This is a genomic window from Sorangium sp. So ce363 (assembly GCF_051520435.1).
Lineage (GTDB): Bacteria > Myxococcota_A > Polyangia > Polyangiales > Polyangiaceae > Sorangium > Sorangium cellulosum_B.
The window spans coordinates 5,604,630-5,620,652 of the sequence record NZ_CP150333.1 but is presented as its reverse complement, the minus strand read 5'-3'; the positions used below and the strand labels follow the sequence as shown (position 1 = coordinate 5,620,652).

At 71.2% G+C, this 16,023-nt stretch carries 10 protein-coding genes; 4 read left to right on the top strand and 6 right to left on the bottom strand.

What is annotated here, in order from left to right; translation table 11 throughout:
- Positions 1-167: 167 nt before the first annotated feature.
- On the top strand, positions 168-1,175 hold the full coding sequence (locus tag WMF12_RS21360) for an NAD-dependent epimerase/dehydratase family protein (RefSeq protein WP_437873343.1): 1,008 nt from the start codon (positions 168-170) through the stop codon (positions 1,173-1,175).
- A 150-nt stretch (positions 1,176-1,325) separates the two neighbouring features.
- Positions 1,326-3,032 (top strand): RICIN domain-containing protein, encoded by a 1,707-nt coding sequence (locus tag WMF12_RS21355; RefSeq protein WP_437873342.1) that lies wholly within the window; start codon positions 1,326-1,328, stop codon positions 3,030-3,032.
- Positions 3,033-3,151: 119 nt separating this feature from the next.
- Here WMF12_RS21355 and WMF12_RS21350 read toward each other — a convergent pair whose 3' ends face one another.
- Positions 3,152-5,098 (bottom strand): MYXO-CTERM sorting domain-containing protein, encoded by a 1,947-nt coding sequence (locus WMF12_RS21350; protein WP_437873341.1) that lies wholly within the window; start codon positions 5,096-5,098, stop codon positions 3,152-3,154.
- A gap of 264 nt (positions 5,099-5,362) precedes the next feature.
- Entirely contained in the window at positions 5,363-7,825 is a 2,463-nt protein-coding gene (locus WMF12_RS21345; protein ID WP_437873340.1) for a heavy metal translocating P-type ATPase, read from the bottom strand.
- A 193-nt stretch (positions 7,826-8,018) separates the two neighbouring features.
- On the opposite strand from WMF12_RS21345, the gene WMF12_RS21340 reads away from it, so the two are divergent.
- Positions 8,019-8,654 carry a cadmium resistance transporter gene (locus WMF12_RS21340; RefSeq protein WP_437873339.1) on the top strand — a complete coding sequence of 212 codons (636 nt, stop codon included), beginning with the start codon at positions 8,019-8,021 and terminating at the stop codon, positions 8,652-8,654.
- Positions 8,655-8,858: 204 nt separating this feature from the next.
- Here WMF12_RS21340 and WMF12_RS21335 read toward each other — a convergent pair whose 3' ends face one another.
- Both WMF12_RS21335 and WMF12_RS21330 read right to left on the bottom strand, forming a co-directional pair.
- Positions 8,859-9,863: a hypothetical protein gene (locus WMF12_RS21335; RefSeq protein ID WP_437873338.1), complete on the bottom strand. Its 1,005-nt coding sequence runs from the start codon at positions 9,861-9,863 to the stop codon at positions 8,859-8,861.
- 68 nt (positions 9,864-9,931) lie between these two features.
- Positions 9,932-11,347, bottom strand: coding sequence for a protein kinase domain-containing protein (locus WMF12_RS21330; RefSeq protein WP_437873337.1), 1,416 nt, complete (start codon positions 11,345-11,347; stop codon positions 9,932-9,934).
- A 270-nt stretch (positions 11,348-11,617) separates the two neighbouring features.
- Between WMF12_RS21330 and WMF12_RS21325 the strand changes: the two genes are divergently transcribed.
- The gene (locus tag WMF12_RS21325; protein ID WP_437873336.1) at positions 11,618-12,421 is read left to right on the top strand and encodes a hypothetical protein; all 804 of its coding nucleotides are present in this window, start codon (positions 11,618-11,620) and stop codon (positions 12,419-12,421) included.
- An 83-nt stretch (positions 12,422-12,504) separates the two neighbouring features.
- On the opposite strand, the gene WMF12_RS21320 is transcribed toward WMF12_RS21325, so the two are convergent.
- Positions 12,505-13,926, bottom strand: a complete 1,422-nt coding sequence (locus WMF12_RS21320) for a glycosyl hydrolase family 18 protein (RefSeq protein WP_437873335.1) — start codon at positions 13,924-13,926, stop codon at positions 12,505-12,507.
- Between the two features lie 484 nt (positions 13,927-14,410).
- Positions 14,411-15,820, bottom strand: coding sequence for a sigma 54-interacting transcriptional regulator (locus tag WMF12_RS21315; protein ID WP_437873334.1), 1,410 nt, complete (start codon positions 15,818-15,820; stop codon positions 14,411-14,413).
- Between the last annotated feature and the right edge of the window lie 203 nt (positions 15,821-16,023).

The window sequence follows — 16,023 nt, the reverse complement described above, 5'->3', positions numbered from 1 at the left end:
GGCGCGAAGCAACGCGGCGCGAAGCGTTGGTTAACGCCTCCGCCCCAGGGAGCCCCGGGTCGCGCACAACGCGCGGCCCGCGTCCCGGATAGGTCTTGCATTTTTGCCGTGAAGTGTTGTGTTTCTGGGCGTTGTCTTGCGTGATTGCAAGGGCCATCTTGGCCCCCATGAACAACCCATCGCTCGCCCCCAGCCCCTCGTCTCGCCTCCACGTCGTGCTCGGCGCCGGCCAGATCGGCCCGCGGGTCGCGGCTCTCTTGCTGGCGCAGGGCCATCGCGTGCGCCTGGTGCAGCGCACCCGCCGGGCCCCGGAGCGGCCGGGGCTCACGTCGGTGTGCGGCGACATCACCGATCTCGCCTTTGCCGAGGAGGCCACGCGCGGCGCGAGCGTGGTCTACGATTGCATGAACCCGCCCTACCACCTCTGGGCCACGCAGCTCCTGCCCATCGCGCGCGGCGCGGTGCACGGCGCGAGCAAGGCGGGCGCGAAGCTCGTGGCCCTCGACTGCCTGTACATGTACGGCGTGCCCGACGGGGCCATGCGAGAGGACTCGCCGCGCCGCCCTTGCAGCAGGAAGGGCGCGCTGCGCGTCGAGCTCGAGGAGATGCGCCTCGCGGCCCAGCGCCGCGGCGACGTGCGCGTGGCCATCGGGCGCGCCAGCGACTTCTTCGGCGCCGACGTGCCGCTGTCCGCGTGGGGCGACCGTTTCTACGCGCGCGCGCTCGCCGGAAAAGCCGTGGAGTGCATGGGTGATCCCGAGATGCCTCACTCGTATACCTACGTGGAGGACGTGGCGCGGGGCCTCGTGACGCTGGGCGAGCGGGAGGAGGCCATGGGCCATGTCTGGCACCTGCCGACGGCGCCTGCCGAGAGCACGCGGGCGCTCGCGCAGCGCCTCGGGCGCGCCCTTGGCGTCGAGGTCGAGGTGGCGCGACTCCCGCGCGTCCTGCTGCGCGCGGTCGGCCTGTTCTCGCCCTTCATGCGGGAGGTGGCCGAGATGGCGTACCAGTGGGACGTGCCCTATGTCATCGACGACGCGCGCTTCCGCGAGGCCTTCGGCTGGTCGGCGACCCCCGTCGAGCGGCAGGTCGCCGAGATCGCCGCCTGGGCCCGCGACAGGTACAAGATCGCCGCCCCGCGCGGAGCGGCGGCGATCCCCGCGGCGCGGGCCTGATCGGGCCACGAGCGCGCTGCCGAGATCTCCCCGGCGCGCAGGCTGGCAGATCGCACGGGAGCGGATCAAATCACCCAGGCCGCTGCGCGCGAGAAGGACTTGACTCGTCCGGTTGAAGGCACCGAGATCTCGCTCTTTCTGGAGGGCGTCATGCGTCTCGGTTCCTTGTCTCCGGTGATGGGCCTGCTGGTCGTGGGGCTCGGCGTCGCGTCTTGCGCTTCCGGCTCGGAAGAGCTCCCTGGGGGCTCATCGGAGGGCGGCGGCGGCGCTTCCGGGGTCGGCGCGTCGGTGGGCTCGTCGTCCGGCGGCGGCGGGGCGCCCGGCACGTCCGTGGGTTCGTCGTCCGGCGGCGGCGGGGCGCCCGGCACCTCCAGCGCTTCGGGGGGCGGGGCGCCGGGCACCTCCGGCGTGTCTGTCGGCTCGGCGTCCGGCGGCGGCGGGGCGCCTGGCGAGGGTGGGGGACCGGAGCTGCCGCCGGCGGTCGGCCCCCTGGTCAATGGGATCCAGTGGGCCGACACCTCGGGCAAACCCATCCAGGCGCACGGGGGAGGGGTGATCCGGGTGGGCGACCATTATTACTGGTTCGGAGAGAACCGGAACCCGGACGGGACGTTCTATGCCGTCTCCTGCTATCGCTCGACCGATCTGCGGCGCTGGGAGTTCAGGAACCATGTCTTGACGATGGACTCGGACAAGGACCTCGATCCGGCCAACATCGAGCGCCCGAAGGTGGTCTACAACGCGTCCACGAACAGATTCGTGATGTGGATGCACTGGGAGAACGGGGTGAACTACGGCGAGGCCCGCGCCGCGGTCGCGAGCTCGAGCACCGTGGACGGCGACTACACGTATCACGGCAGCTTCCGGCCGCTCGCCGGCAGCGGGGTGACCGATCACGGCAAGCCCGGGTACATGTCCCGCGACTGCGGGCTCTTCGTCGATGACGACGCCAAGGCCTATTTCATCTCCGCCACGAACGAGAACTACGATCTCAACCTCTACGAGCTGGCCCCCGACTACCTGTCCATCGCCCGCCTCTCCGCCACGCTCTTCCCCGGCGGGCACCGGGAGGCGCCGGCGCTGTTCAAGCGGAACGGCACCTATTTCCTGCTGACCTCAGGCGCCACGGGCTGGTCGCCCAACCAGGCGAAATACGCGACGTCCCGCTCTCTCGACAGGGGCTGGTCGGCGATGACCAACGTCGGTGACGGCACGACCTACCACTCCCAGTCGACCTACGTGCTGCCGGTCCAGGGCAGCTCCGGGACGGCCTACCTGTACATGGGAGACCGGTGGGCAGGGGCCTGGAGCGGACCGGTCAACAACTCGACGTACGTCTGGCAGCCGATCTCCTTCCCGTCGGACACCACCATGAGCATGCGCTGGAACAACACGCTGACCATCGACACGTCGGCCGGCGCCGTCGCCGGAGCGACGAACAATTTCAAGCTCGTCAACAAGAAGAGCGGCAAGGTGATGGATGTCGTCGGCGCGTCGGGCGAGGACGGGGCGGACGTCGTCCAGAACGCGGATAGGGGCGGAGACAGCCAGAAGTGGAGCTTCAACTACAATGGCTCGGGCTACTTCCGGCTGACCAACGTCAAGAGCGGCAAGGTGCTCGATGTCCCTGACGAGTCGACGAGCGACGGGGTCGCGCTGGTGCAATGGGAGAACCATGACGGCGACAACCAGGCGTGGCTGTTCATCGATCTGGGCGGCGGTGATTTCCAGATCAGGAACAAGAAGAGCGGCAAGCTGATCGGGGTCTACCAGGGCTCCACCGAGGACGCCGCCGCGATCGAGCAGCGGGGGGGCGGCGGCGAGGAGCAGCGATGGCAGATCGTCGTCGCCGAGTGATGGGCCGATGACGGGCGGAGCGGCCTCGAGGATGGGGCCGCGACGAGGCCGGCCCGAGAGGAGCGCGGCGCCCCGGCCCGATCGAGGTCGACCGGGCCGGGTGGAGGAGCGCGGCGCCGCTACGACCGCGCGCGCCGCCGTCGCCCGAGCACGAGGCCCGCGACCGCCGCCGCGAGCGCGGCGGCGCTGCCCGCGGAGCCCGCCGGGCCAGAGGCGCTGCACCCGGCCGCGGCCGGCGCGAAGCCGCCGTCCGTGTCCGCGTCGGCCGACGCCGGCAGCGCGTCCGGCTCGTGCAGATCCCGAGCCCACATGGGCTCATCGAGCACCTCGTCCACGGCGGACGAGGTGGACAGCACCTCGCGCTCGCCGCCCAGGCCCTCTTCCGGCGCGAACTCCGCGTTCCCCGGCGCGGCGAGGCGCGCGACGGCGCCTTGTGCGCTCGAGACCTGGAGGATCGTGTTCCCGATGGTCACATACCAGCTCCCGTCGAGCCAGCGACCGTGCCCGAGGGACGAGCCGATGCTCTCGGGCGCGCCCCCCGCCCGGCCGAGATAGCGCTTGCCGCCGTTCAGGAAGAGGACCTCGCCCGTGTCGCTGATGCCGTCGTGGCCGACCCGGAGCTTCACCTGATCGAACTGGCTCGACGTCGTGAAATCGCTGATCTGATGCTGCTCGCCGTCGGGGGTCCGCAGCCAGACCTGGTTGACGGCGCCGTCGCTCTTCAGGAAGGCGGCGTGGCCCGCGTGAACCAGCAGCCCGGCCGAGGTGCCGGTGATCGAGTCGCCAAGGAACACCTCCTCTCCCTCCGCCGTGTACAGGTAGCTCGAGCTCGTCATGCCGTCCCACCACCGGCCGGCGACGTTCGTCCCGTCGGTGATCGGCCGCTGCAGGTTGCCCGCATGATCGCCGAGGCGCACCCTGCTCGGCCCGACGATGGCGGCATCCTCGTAGGTGCCGAAATAGACGCCGCCGGAAGGCGTGATGTCGGCCTGGAACGGCGATCTGCTCCCGTCGACGCGCCAGAGGGTCCTGTTCGTCCCCGCCGACAGCGAGTTAGCGACGGCCCAGTCGTCGCTGTTCGTCGTCCACACGATGTTGTCGCCGTTCACCGCGTCGAGGCGCGCCGCGCTGGTGATGGTGCGCCGGGCGCCGTTGACCCAGGCGAGGATGTGGCCCGTCGTCGACTGGTGTACGGACCCGGACGGCGTGAGCGCCCCGTAGACCTCGCTGATCGGCAGATCTCCTTGCGGGATGGTCGCGACCCACGTCACCTGCTGCGTGGCGCGGTCGAAGATCCCGAGGCGCTGGTACGGGTCCCGGAAGAGGATCCGCGCGGCGTCGAAATCGAGGATGGTGCCTGGCGCGCGCTGGACGGCGGTGAGCCTCGGGCTCCGCTCGACGTAGATGGGGCCGATGGTCTTCGTGACGGTGGGGCCCACGCCGTCGCTGGCCTCGAGGGTCAGCGTGTACGCTCTGCCCGACGGGATCTGGTAGCCATACCAGGCCTGCTCTTCCTTGAGGTAGAGGTGCCCCGGCACGGGCTGCGGGTTGTGCGCCGAAAGGGTGACCTGTTGTCCTTCGGCGCTGCGGAACGTCGCCTGGAGGCTCTGGCACACGTACGGCGGCGTCGGGACGCACTTCGCGGCGAAGCGCCAGCCGTCCGTGAGGGTGTCGTGCGCGAGCGCGTTCCATCCGAGCGTCAGAGGCGCGTACCGGTGCACGGTGCCCTGCGCGCTCGCCACCTCGCCAAGCGTGCTGTACGCGTGGACCGTCACGACGTGGGGCCCATAGGCGAGCTCGCCCGCGAGCTCGCCGAGGTCGAACGCTCCCTGGAAATGACCCCCTTCCGTCGGCGTGAGCTCGATGGTGAGCCCTTCGAGCTCCGCCTCGACATAGTAGATGTCCTCGGGGGACGACGCCGTTGCGTGCACCGGGATCGTGCTGCCCGCGATGATCGCATTGGTCGGCTCGATGAGCCCGACGGTGACCGCGGCATCGGCCGCGTGGGCCGAGAGGGACAGGGCAAAAGCAATGGCTGTGCCAATGTGATGGCGGTAAGCTCGCATGGATCCTCCGTATTTTTGAATGCTTCGGTGCATCCGTGGCTCCGATCATTCACTCGCCGGGCGCCGGGTAGCCGCTCTGCGAGCGGCCGTGACGTGGAGCGATGCACCGGGGCCGAGCGCCTCGCTGGGGCGAAGAGCCGGCTGCTCGGGATATCAGCGCGATGAGCGCGCTGCTCGTCGGCTTCTTGCTTACCGCGTTGGGCTGCAAAGGTGACAGAGACGCGCCGCTCCTGCTTGTGCCCGCCAGCGCCCGCGCGTGCCGGTCTACGGCCGGCCGAACGCGCGTAGCCGGAGGGAGTTGGCGAGCACCGAAACGCTCGACAGCGACATCGCCGCGCTCGCGAGGACGGGCGACAGGAGCCATCCGGTGAGCGGGTAGAGCAGGCCCGCCGCGATCGGAACGCCGATCACGTTGTAGATGAACGCCCAGAACAGGTTTTGCCGGATCGTCCGCAGCGTGGCGCGGGCGAGCCCGAGCGCCACGGGCAGGCCCGCGATCCCGCCGCGGATCAGCGCCACGTCCGCGGACGCGACGGCGATGTCCGTGCCGCTGCCCAGGGCGATCCCCACGTCCGCGCCGGCGAGCGCGGGCGCGTCGTTGATGCCGTCGCCGACCATGGCCACCCTGCGGCCGGCGGCCCGCTGCTCGCGGACGATCCTCGCCTTGTCCTCGGGTCTCACCTCCGCAAACACGGCGCGGATGCCGAGCTCCTCGGCGACGGCGCGCGCGGCGCCCGCCCGATCGCCGGTCACCATCGCCACCTCGACGCCGAGCTCGGCCATGGCCGCGACGGCGCGGCGCGCCTCCTCGGTGGGCCGATCGGCGACCGCGACGAGGCCCGCGAGCCGCCCGTCGACGGCCACGAACGACGGCGTGCGGCCCAGCGCGGCCAGGCGATCGGCATCGGTCTCCAGCGCGACCGTGTCGACGCCCGCCCGCTGGAGCCACGCCGCGGTCCCGATGCGGACGAGGCGCCCCGAGACGCGCGCCTCGATGCCGTGGCCGATCTCCGCGCGGAACGCCGAGGCCGGCGCCATGCCGACCCCGCGGCCGCGGGCGCCCTCGACGATCGCCCGCGCGACCGGGTGCTCGCTCTCGCGCTCGGCGGCCGCCACGAGGCCGAGGAGCGCCGCCTCGCCGTGACCCGCGAGGTCCACGACGTCCGTGAGCTCGGGCCGACCCGAGGTCAGGGTCCCGGTCTTGTCGAGCAGCACCGTGTCGACGCGGCTCGCGGCCTCGAGCGCCGCGCCGCCCTTGACGAGGACGCCGAGCTCCGCGCCGCGCCCTGTCCCGACGGCCACGGCGGCCGGCGTGGCCAGCCCGAGCGCGCACGGGCAGGCGATCACGAGCACGGCGACGAACCGCTCGACCGCCGTGGCGAGCCCCGCGGCGGTGGGATCGATCGCGAGCCACGCGGCGAAGGCGAGCGACGCGACGCCGAGGACGACGGGCACGAAGACGCCGCTCACCACGTCGGCGAGGCGCGCGATCGGCGCGCGCGACCCCTGCGCCTGCTCGACGGCCTCGACGATGCGCGCGAGCGCGGTGTCCGCGCCGGTCTTCGTGACGCGGAAGACGAGGGCGCCGCTCTGGTTGAGCGTCCCGCCGAGCACGGCCGAGCCCGCCGTCTTGTCGATGGGCATGCTCTCGCCGGTGAGCATCGCCTCGTCGACAGCGGACGCGCCGTCGACCACCTCGCCGTCGGTCGCGATGCGCTCGCCGGGCCGCACCCGCACGAGGTCGCCCGGGGCGAGCGACGAGGCGGGCACCTCGTCCTCGGCGTCGCCGCGGACGCGCCGCGCGGTCTTCGGCTGGAGCGCCACGAGCCCGCGCACCGCGTCGGCGAGCCGCTTCCGTGCGCGCGTCTCGAGGAGCTTGCCGAGCAGCACGAAGGTGACGATCGCGGCCGCGGCCTCGAAGTAGACGGGCGGCGCGTGGCCGTGCTCGGCGTGCGGGAAGAGGCCGGGGGCCGCGACCGCGGCGGTCGAGTAGAGCCAGGCGGCGCCGGTCCCGAGGCTCACGAGGGTGTTCATGTCCGCGGCGCGGTGCCGGAGCGCGCTCCAGGCAAGGCGAAAGAACCGGCGCCCCGGCCCGAAGACCACGATCGTCGCGAGCGCGAGCGAGAGCCAGCGCGCGGAGGCGCCTTCGAGCGCCGGGATCGCGCCGTGGGACATGGCCACGGCGAGCAGCGGCGCGGTGAGCAGCGCGGCGATCGCGACGTCGCGCCGGAGCGTCCGCTGCTCCTTCTGCTCGGCCGCGTCCATGGCGGCGGCGCGCTCGGCCGCGCTCGACTGCGGGCGCTGCGGTGGGGCGTCCGCCGTCGCCGCCGGGCGCTCCGGCGCCGTGAAGGCCGCGTGGACGCCGGCGCTCGTCGGGCTTGCGGGGACGCCGTCCGCCTGCGGGGCTGCGGCGAGGCCGGTGATCGGCGCGGCTTCATGCACGCTGGCCGCCGGGGGGACCTCGGGCACCTCGTACCCCGCCTCCACGATGGCGCTGGCGAGCGCGGCCGGCGTTGTCGCCTGCGCGTCGTAGGTGATCGTCGCGCGCCGGGTCACCAGGTTCACGGCCGCATCCTGGACGCCGGGCGCGGCGCGCAGCGCCTTCTCGACGCGGCGCACGCACGCCGCGCAGGTCATGCCCTGCACCGGAAGCTCCGTCCGGGCGCCCTGCGCGGCGGGCGTGGCCTTCGCGCTGGTCGGCTGCACGGGCTGGGGAATCGTCGCCATGGCTTCTCCTTACACGAGCTCGTGGCTCGTCTCCTGTCGCCTGCGCAGACGCGCCGTCGCTCCGGTGATTACGGTCTACCCCGGCAGGCCCGGGTGGGCTCCGGCGTCGGCCGGTTCGGAGCGGCGCCCGCGGCGCCTGCGCCCCCCCCGAGCGGACGCGAGCCGCGGGAGGTGGTAGGTCCGCGGGCGCGCCATGGAGCAGATCCTTCCGATTCTCGGGGTGAGCGTGGTCGTGTTCGTGTCCACGAACATCGATGACATCCTCCTTCTCTCGGCCTTCTTCGCGGATCCAGGCTTTACCCCCGCTCAGGTGGTGGCCGGCCAGTTCCTCGGCAACGCGGCGCTCGTGATCGCGAGCGTCGCGTGTGCGCTGCTCGCGGTCCGCGTGCCGGACGGATGGATCGGCCTGCTCGGCCTGGCCCCCCTCGCGCTCGGCCTGAGAGGCCTCTGGGCGCTTCGGCGGGGCTCCAGGGCCAGGGAAGCAGGCGTGGCGGACAGAGCGGACTTAGCAGACAGCGCGCGCGAGCCCCATGGCAGCGCGTCGCGCTTCAAGGTGATCGCCGTGGCGAGCGTGACCCTCGCGAACGGCGGGGACAACCTCGGCGTTTATATCCCGCTGTTCTCCAGATCCCCTGCGCACATCCCGCTTCATGCGGCCGTGTTCGCGGTCATGACCGGCGCCTTTTGCGCGCTCGGGCACCGCCTTGTCAACCACCCGATCCTGGGCACGCGCATCCGGCGTTCCGGCCGTGCGGCGCTGCCGTTCGTCTTGATCGGCCTCGGGCTCTGGATCCTGTCCGACGCCCTCGTGCTTGTCCGTGCGGGGTAGCGCCCTCGAGCGCCATGTCGCCGTCCGCCTTCAGCTGGTCGACGGCAACATCGAAGTTGACCGCGCCGCGCAGCTCGACGGTGCACCCGGACTTATGACAATCGCAAACGAGCCTTGTACACAGCTCCACGCAGCGATCACCCAGTATCCCGGGCGTGGCGTGCTGGGCGGCTCATGGGCTCGCGGCGGCGCGCGCGAGCCGCGTCACCAGCGGCTACGCACCACGACGCCGCCACCGGCCTGGCCCGCCGTCAGCTCCCAGCTCACCTCGGACGCCGGCTGGCGGCGCGGGGACGGCTCCAGCAGGAAGACCAGCGCCGACGCGCCGGCGAGCGCCACGCCGGCGCCGAAGCCGACCGTGCTCACCAGCCCAAGCTGCTTCGCGCGGTTGCCAGCCTCGATCCCGTCGGGCTTGCATCGCGCCCGGTCGGGGCTCACGTCCCTGCAGTTCTCGGCCGCGACGCCGCTCGCGTCGAGCGCCATCCACCCGGTCACCGATCCGACGATCAGCCCGGCCACGCCGAGCCCGCCCGCCACATAGGTGACCACCCGCAGGCCGCTGGGCCCCTGATCCGGCGCCGGTGCTGGCGCCGGCGGTTCGGCGCGCGGCGGCTTGGCGCCCGCCGGGGGCTTCACCTCGAGCACGATCGCCCTCGACTCCGACCGGTCGATCGTGAATCGCGTCTCGGTCACGGCCCCTCCCGGCGCCTGCGTCGTCACGACGTGCTCTCCGGGATCGACGGGGAGCGCGACGCCGAGCGAGGGTTGCTCCAGCGCCATGCCGTCGCACTGCACGCGCGTCCCCGCCGGCGCGCCCGGCGGCAGCGACAGCGTGAGCTGCGGCACGAGCGGCGCGAGCGCGCTGCGCTGCCCGAGCGCGATCTTGTGTCGCACCGACTGCTTGACCCGCTCGGCCTCACTCATGCGATCAACCATCGCGAGATAGTCGTTGTAGCGCGCGACCGCGGTCGCGATACGCCCCCATTTGGCCTCGCACTCGGCGAGCGTGAATAGCCGCCCCGGGCGAGGATCGAGGCGCTGGCTTTCGGCGAGGGCAGGGCAGCCGGTCTCGTACCGGCCTGCCAGCATGTCGGCGAGCCCGCGGTCGAAGTGCGACTCCGCGACGGCGAGCGCCTGCGCGCTGGCCGGCGCCGCGACGGCGACGCCCAGCACGCCGAGGCAGATGGACCGGAACCAGGAGAAGCGCATGCGTGAGCCGCCAAATACCATCGTTCCCGCTCGCTCCTGGCAAAGAAGTGTCCGCCCTGCCATCGTGCTCAGTCCGGCTTGTACAGCAGCTCAGGGCTCGGCTCTGCGGCCGACGGGGCTGGCGCGAGCCTGCGCCGTGAGCCGAGCGCTGGCGGCGGCGACGCGATCACCGCCCCCGTCGCGGGGGCGAGCGCGCGGCTGCCCTTGCCCGGCGGCACGGAGGCCGCGGGAGCGGGCGTCGCGACGCCCGGCGCTGTGGCTGTCGCCGAGGCGTCGGGGAGAGGCGGCGTCGGATGGACTTCAGGGGGCGCGGAGGCGGGCGAGCGCGCGTCCCCCGCGGTCTGCGCGGGCTCCGCGCTCCCGCCGGCGGGGAGCGCGCCGCGGCTCAGTGAGGCGAAGGCGCCAACGCCGCCGCCGAGGAGGACGAGCACCGCGACGGTGATCGCGGCTCGGCTCCGTTGCTTCGTGGGGGGCAGCGCGGTCACCACGGCCGCGGTCGGGAGCTGGACATCGCTCTGCAGCGACAAGGAGCGGGAGCTCAGGGGTCCATGTCCACTCGGCGCCTCCGGGGGGAGCAGGCGCGACGATCGCACCGGCGCGGCGGGCAGGTCGAAGACCTCGGCGAGCGCCTCGACCGCGGCCGAAGCGGCGGCGAAGCGCGCCTCGGGGGCGCGGGCCGTCACCTTGGCGAACCAGGCGTCGAAGCCCGGAGGCAGCTTCACCCCCTCGGTGTCCGCGCGCGCGGACGCGGGCTCCTGCGGACCGTTCACGGCGAGCGCCGCGAAAGCGAGCGCACTGTCGTACTTCCGCCTGTCGTTCAGCCAGTACGCCTTGCCGACGAGGAGCGTGTACGCGATCATGCCGAGGGCGAAGATGTCGGCAGCCCGCGAGACCGACTCGCCGCTGAATTGCTCGGGCGCCATGTAGAGCGGCGTGCCGAGGATCGCGGTCGCCGCCGAGTCCGTCGCCGTTTCGACGACGAGCTTGGCAATGCCGAAATCGAGCACCTTGATCCGGGGCGCGCCGTCGTCGGTCTCGGCCAGGAAGAGGTTGGCGGGCTTGAGGTCGCGGTGGACGACCCCGGCGGCGTGTGTCTTGTCGAGGGCGATGGCGGTCTGGCGCAGGAAGGCGACGGCCTCTTCCGGCGGCAGGCGCCCGGCGTGGCGGAGGCGCTCGTCGAGCAGCGTGCCGCGGAGCAGCTCCATCACGAGGAACGGCTTGCCGGTCTCGGCGTCGATCCCGGCGTCGAACACCTCCACGATGTGGTCGCTCTCGATGCGCGCGGCGACCCGCGCCTCCAGCTTGAACCGGGCCTGGAAATCGGGGTTGCCGGCGAGGTGCGAGTGCATCACTTTGAGCGCCCGCCGGCGCTCCGTCTCGATGTGCAGAACCTCGTAGACCGCGCCCATCGCGCCGCTGGCGATTCCGCGCACCACGCGGTACCTGCCAGCAAACAGCATCCCGTCGTCCAGACTCAGCGACATGGGTTCCACCAGCAGGCGAACTTATACACCAGCGTACGCGACGCCTGCACTCAGGAACTGACGGATCGAAGCGCGATTTACAGTGTTCCAGTAAAGATCCAGGGCGCGCTCCGTCGGTCTGCGCCATCGCACGGCGGAATGGCCGGTGGTCGCGCGCTGACTGATCGGTGACAGCCGTGTGACTTGATGGGGGCATCATTCCATTTCGGCGGCCAACCTCGTATCCTCCGCGACCAAAACCTCTCGAAATTTCACATGAAAATGAAGACGATGCTGGCTTTCGTTCGGTGCGCCGGCGGATGTGCCATGGCGCTGCTCGGGCTCGGATGTGCGCAGCTCTTCGGCTTCGACAAGGTCTACGAGCCCGAGGACCAGATCTCCGGAGGCGGTGGCGCAGCGGGCTCAGCGGCCGAGAGCGGTGGCGGCGGTGCGGGGGATCCATGCGAGATCCTCGCGGTGCTGCCCGGGGAGACCCTCGCCCTGTCGATGATCGACGACATGGAAGACGGAGATACCCGGATCTCCGGAGGGAACGGGGCGAACCCTTGGGCAGGGTTTTGGTTCGAGGACAACGACGAATCACCGGAAGGGAGGCAGGAGCCTGCGAACCCCGCGGACCTCGTGAGCACCCTTGACCCTCCGCGCGGCGCCAGCATCAAGGCCGTGCACACGAGCGCCGATGACGGCTTCCTCCTCTGGGGAGCCGGCGTTGGCTTCCATCTGGACGACGAGGCCTACTACGACGCATCCGAGTACCGTGGCCTCACGTTCTGGGCCCGCGCCGAGGAGGGCTCCACCAGGAGAATGAAAGTGATGTTCATCGATCAGCAGACCTATCACCTGGGGGGCATCTGCAACGAAGCCGAGGGGGGATGCAACAATCACTTCCACAAGCCCGTTGTGCTGGAGAGCGACTGGAAGCACTTCAAGATTCCGGTGGAGTGCCTCAAGCAGGAGCCCTACGGTAACCAGCTGTTGGCGCCCGCCCTGGAGCGGCTCTGGGCCATCGAGTTCTTCTTCGACAAGGAGCAGGCGTTCGATATCTGGATCGACGACGTCGCCTTCTACCGATAGGCGCAGACCTCCTTCGAACAAGGGGAGCGCGCGCTGTCCGCGATCGGCGGGCGGAGTCGCCGCGCGCTCCGCCCGATCCCGCTTCAGTCCGTGACGAGAGGTCCCACGCCGTCGGCGAACTGCCACCCGAGGCTCTCGTCGATGTGGATCTGCCAGTCGAACACCCCGCGGAGCGTCGGGTGGTTGCTCTCGACTTGATTCCACGTGGGGATCGCCTCGTCGATCGACATGTAGTGTGGCTGGTCCCAGATCCCGAACCCCACGACGACGTGCGTCGGACCGAGCAGCGAGACCCACTCGTTCACGCTGTTCACGATGTACGACTGCTGGTCCAAGTCGCGGCCATCGTAGTACTGCGGGGCCGCGTAGTCCATGGCGCCGGCGTCCACCATCTCTTTGCAAAACGTCTTGTCGCGGTCGTTCCAGGGGGCCGGAGGCGCGGTGATGATGAAGCCGGGGAAGCGCTGCTTCAGCTCCTTGCTGATCCAGATCATCTCGGAGGTGTCGGGGGCCTGGTCGGCCTCGAAGGTGTTCCAGTCGATGCCGTCGAACCCACCCAGGCTGTCGTAGATCCCGACCACGCTCTCGACGAACGTCTGCGACTTCGCGCGCGTCGGGAAGCTCATGCCATTGTGGGCGCCGCCGACGGAGAGGATGATCTTGCGACCTTGGTTCGTCCGTGCGTACTGGATGTCGGCGTTCAGGTTCGTCGCCGCTCCCCTGCCATTACCCGGCTGCTTCCACTCGACGGCGCCCGTCGTGCCGGGCGATCCTCCCACGGGCTGCGCGGCGAAGAGATAGATCACGTTGTAATTGCTGTTGATGTCCCGGATGCGGATGGGCGCTTCCGTCCAGTTGGGGTAATAGCCAGCGACGACCTTCGCGGGGAGCCCACCGCCCGCGCTGGGGCTGCCGCCCTCGCTGGGGCTGCCGCCCTCGCCGGGGCTGCCGCCCTCGCCGGGGTTGCCGCCCTCGCCGGGGTTGCCGCCCTCGCCGGTGCTGCCGCTGCAGCCGGAGTACGGCTCCCAGTAGTACGTGCTGACCGTCGGGATGTAGCCGGGATTGCCGTACTCGGCGATGTAGGCCGACCCCTGGTAATTCACGATGGCCCCCGCGTCATACCACTGACCCTCCTGCCATTGCGGATAGCCGCACGAGCCCTCGGTGGGCTCGGTGGGCTCGGTGGGCTCGGTGGGCTCGGTGGGCTCGGTGCTGCCGCTGCAGTCGGAGTACGGCTCCCAGTAGTACGTGCTGACCGTCGGGATGTAGCCGGGATTGTCGTACTCGGCGATGTAGGCCGACCCCTGGTAATTCACGATGGCCCCCGCGTCATACCACTGACCCTCCTGCCACTCCGGAATGTCTGCGCACACGGAAGATTCGTTCTGAGCCGCGTCGATCTCGCCCTCCGGCGATACGGAAGCAAGGCATCCGAGCCCGCTCATGGTGATGGCGACGAGGAGAAGCGACAGCTCAGGAGCAATGGAAGTAAGATGAAGAGACATGGTAACCTTCCTTTGACTAGAGACGAACGATCGCCGACGGTTGCCTCGCCCGATGCAAGTTTCGCCATGCTGCACTCCGGCGCCGCGGGGCCGTGACTCACCGCTGGGGCTCGACCGCGATCACCCTCCGTGGATGAGGCCCATCGTGGTTCCGAGCGAGGCCAGGTCGTCGTAGCTCGCTGCTGCAGGCCGGAAGAGCAAACGACGTACCAGTCGTGGCGATGGCCCCGACGATCGGCGCACGGAGCCGCGGCAGCCCATCCTGAGCTCTTCCTGGAGCGAACCCAGGGTCGACGCGCCGTGATCGCGCCCGGCGATCCGGGCGCGCGGGGGGTGATCGGAGCGATCGCGGCGCGATCGCCGCGATCGCATGCTAAGGGAATTCTCGGATCGCCCCCGGCGATCCGGAGCTCTCGGGCCGCCCGGAGCTCATCCGCGACCTGCCGCGTGCCTGTCGCCAGCTGGACGCCGGCGCGGCAGGACGTCAGGTGGATCGCCGGGCGCGCAGGATCTGGAAGTACCGCCGCGCGATGCCCGACGCGGCCGCCGCGCTCCGGACATTGCCCCCGTGCTGGGCGAGGACGCGCTGCACGTAGCGCCGCTCGAAGTGCTCGACGATCCGCTCCCGCGCGCGCGGGAGGGGCAGGTTGAGCGCGAGGATCTCCTCGATGACGTCGCCGGACGTCCCGGGCTCTGTGCCTCCGCTCGCGCCTGCAGGTGTGGAGGCCGGGGCCGGCGCGCCCGGGGAGGCCAGTCCGGCCCGGGTGATCTCGATCGGCGCGGCCTCTCCGAGCGCCACGCGCCGCGCCACGGCGTTGTAGAGCTCGCGCACGTTGCCCGGCCAGTCGTAGTCTTCCAGCCGCTCGCCGAACCCCTGTGGGAAGAGCGCGCCGCGGCCCGCGAGCTGCCGAAAGAAGTGGTGCGCGAGCACCGTGACGTCGCCCCGCCGCTTGCGCAGCGGCGGCAGCTCGATCCGGGCCACCGCGAGCCGGAAAAACAGATCGTCCCGGAACCGACCCGCCTGGATCTCACGCTCGAGATCGCGCCGCGTCGCCGCGAGCACCCGGATGTCCACGCGGATCCAGCGGTTCGAGCCGACGCGCTGCACCTCCGATCGCTGGATCGCGCGCAGCAGCTTGGCCTGCAGGCTGAGGTCGAGATCGCCGATCTCGTCGAGCAGCAGCGTGCCGCCGTGCGCCTCCTCGAAGACGCCGCGGCGTGCCTCGCTCGCGCCGGTGAAGGCGCCGCGCTCGTGCCCGAAGAGCGCCGACTCCACGAGCGTCGGCGGCACCGCGGTGCAGTCGAAGACCACGAACGGCCCGGCCGCCCGCGGCCCCTGCTCGTGGAGCGCCTCCGCGAGCACCTCCTTGCCGGTCCCCGTCTCGCCCTCGATGACGACGGGGACGCTCGAGGCCGCGAGGCGCTCGCACAGCGGATAGAGCCGTCGCATCTCCTCGCTGGCGCCGAGGAGTCCGCCGAACTGCACGGCGGGCGACAGCTCGGCCGCCTGCGTGACGCCGAGCGCCTCGACGCGGAGCACTGTCTCGCCGATCCGGACGAGCTCGCTGCCCTGGAGGTACGCGTCGCCGACGCGGATCCCCTGGACGAAGGTGCCGTTCGTCGATCCGAGGTCGGTGACGCGGAGCCGGGCGCCGGCGAGCTCGAAGGCGGCGTGGCGGCGCGAAACGAGCCGGTCCGTGAGGGGGATGTCGCAGGCGGGGCTCGTGCCGGCGAGCACGCGCGAGGGCAGCCCCGGCGCCACGGTGAACCGGCGGCCCTCGTCCGGGCCCGCCATGATGGAGAGGGCGAAGCTCTCGGCCGCGGCCGCAGCGGGGCGCACCGGCCCGGGCAGGAGTTCGGTGGAGGCGGCATCATCGTCGCTCAACGGAGGCATGCCTGCCATCTCAGCAGGCCTCCGCGCCGACGTCACGTGAGGCCGATCGCACCCAAAGGATCGCCGGGATCGCCCTCGTACGCACTCCCGGCAATGATCCGTTGAGCCTGTCGCTTCGAAGCCCAATTCGGCGCTGCTCAGCGCTGGCACGCGCCGTGCTCGAAGGCGGCTCGGCGATGTCGCGCGGTGTGGGCGTAAAAGGA

What these genes read in the sequence shown, in the direction of transcription:
- WMF12_RS21360 (WP_437873343.1), top strand. Translation starts at nt 168, where the DNA reads ATGAACAACCCATCGCTCGCCCCCAGCCCCTCGTCTCGCCTCCACGTC.
- WMF12_RS21355 (WP_437873342.1), top strand. Translation starts at nt 1,326, where the DNA reads ATGCGTCTCGGTTCCTTGTCTCCGGTGATGGGCCTGCTGGTCGTGGGG.
- WMF12_RS21350 (WP_437873341.1), bottom strand. Translation starts at nt 5,098, where the DNA reads ATGCGAGCTTACCGCCATCACATTGGCACAGCCATTGCTTTTGCCCTG.
- WMF12_RS21345 (WP_437873340.1), bottom strand. Translation starts at nt 7,825, where the DNA reads ATGGCGACGATTCCCCAGCCCGTGCAGCCGACCAGCGCGAAGGCCACG.
- WMF12_RS21340 (WP_437873339.1), top strand. Translation starts at nt 8,019, where the DNA reads ATGGAGCAGATCCTTCCGATTCTCGGGGTGAGCGTGGTCGTGTTCGTG.
- WMF12_RS21335 (WP_437873338.1), bottom strand. Translation starts at nt 9,863, where the DNA reads ATGCGCTTCTCCTGGTTCCGGTCCATCTGCCTCGGCGTGCTGGGCGTC.
- WMF12_RS21330 (WP_437873337.1), bottom strand. Translation starts at nt 11,347, where the DNA reads ATGTCGCTGAGTCTGGACGACGGGATGCTGTTTGCTGGCAGGTACCGC.
- WMF12_RS21325 (WP_437873336.1), top strand. Translation starts at nt 11,618, where the DNA reads ATGCTGGCTTTCGTTCGGTGCGCCGGCGGATGTGCCATGGCGCTGCTC.
- WMF12_RS21320 (WP_437873335.1), bottom strand. Translation starts at nt 13,926, where the DNA reads ATGTCTCTTCATCTTACTTCCATTGCTCCTGAGCTGTCGCTTCTCCTC.
- WMF12_RS21315 (WP_437873334.1), bottom strand. Translation starts at nt 15,820, where the DNA reads ATGCCTCCGTTGAGCGACGATGATGCCGCCTCCACCGAACTCCTGCCC.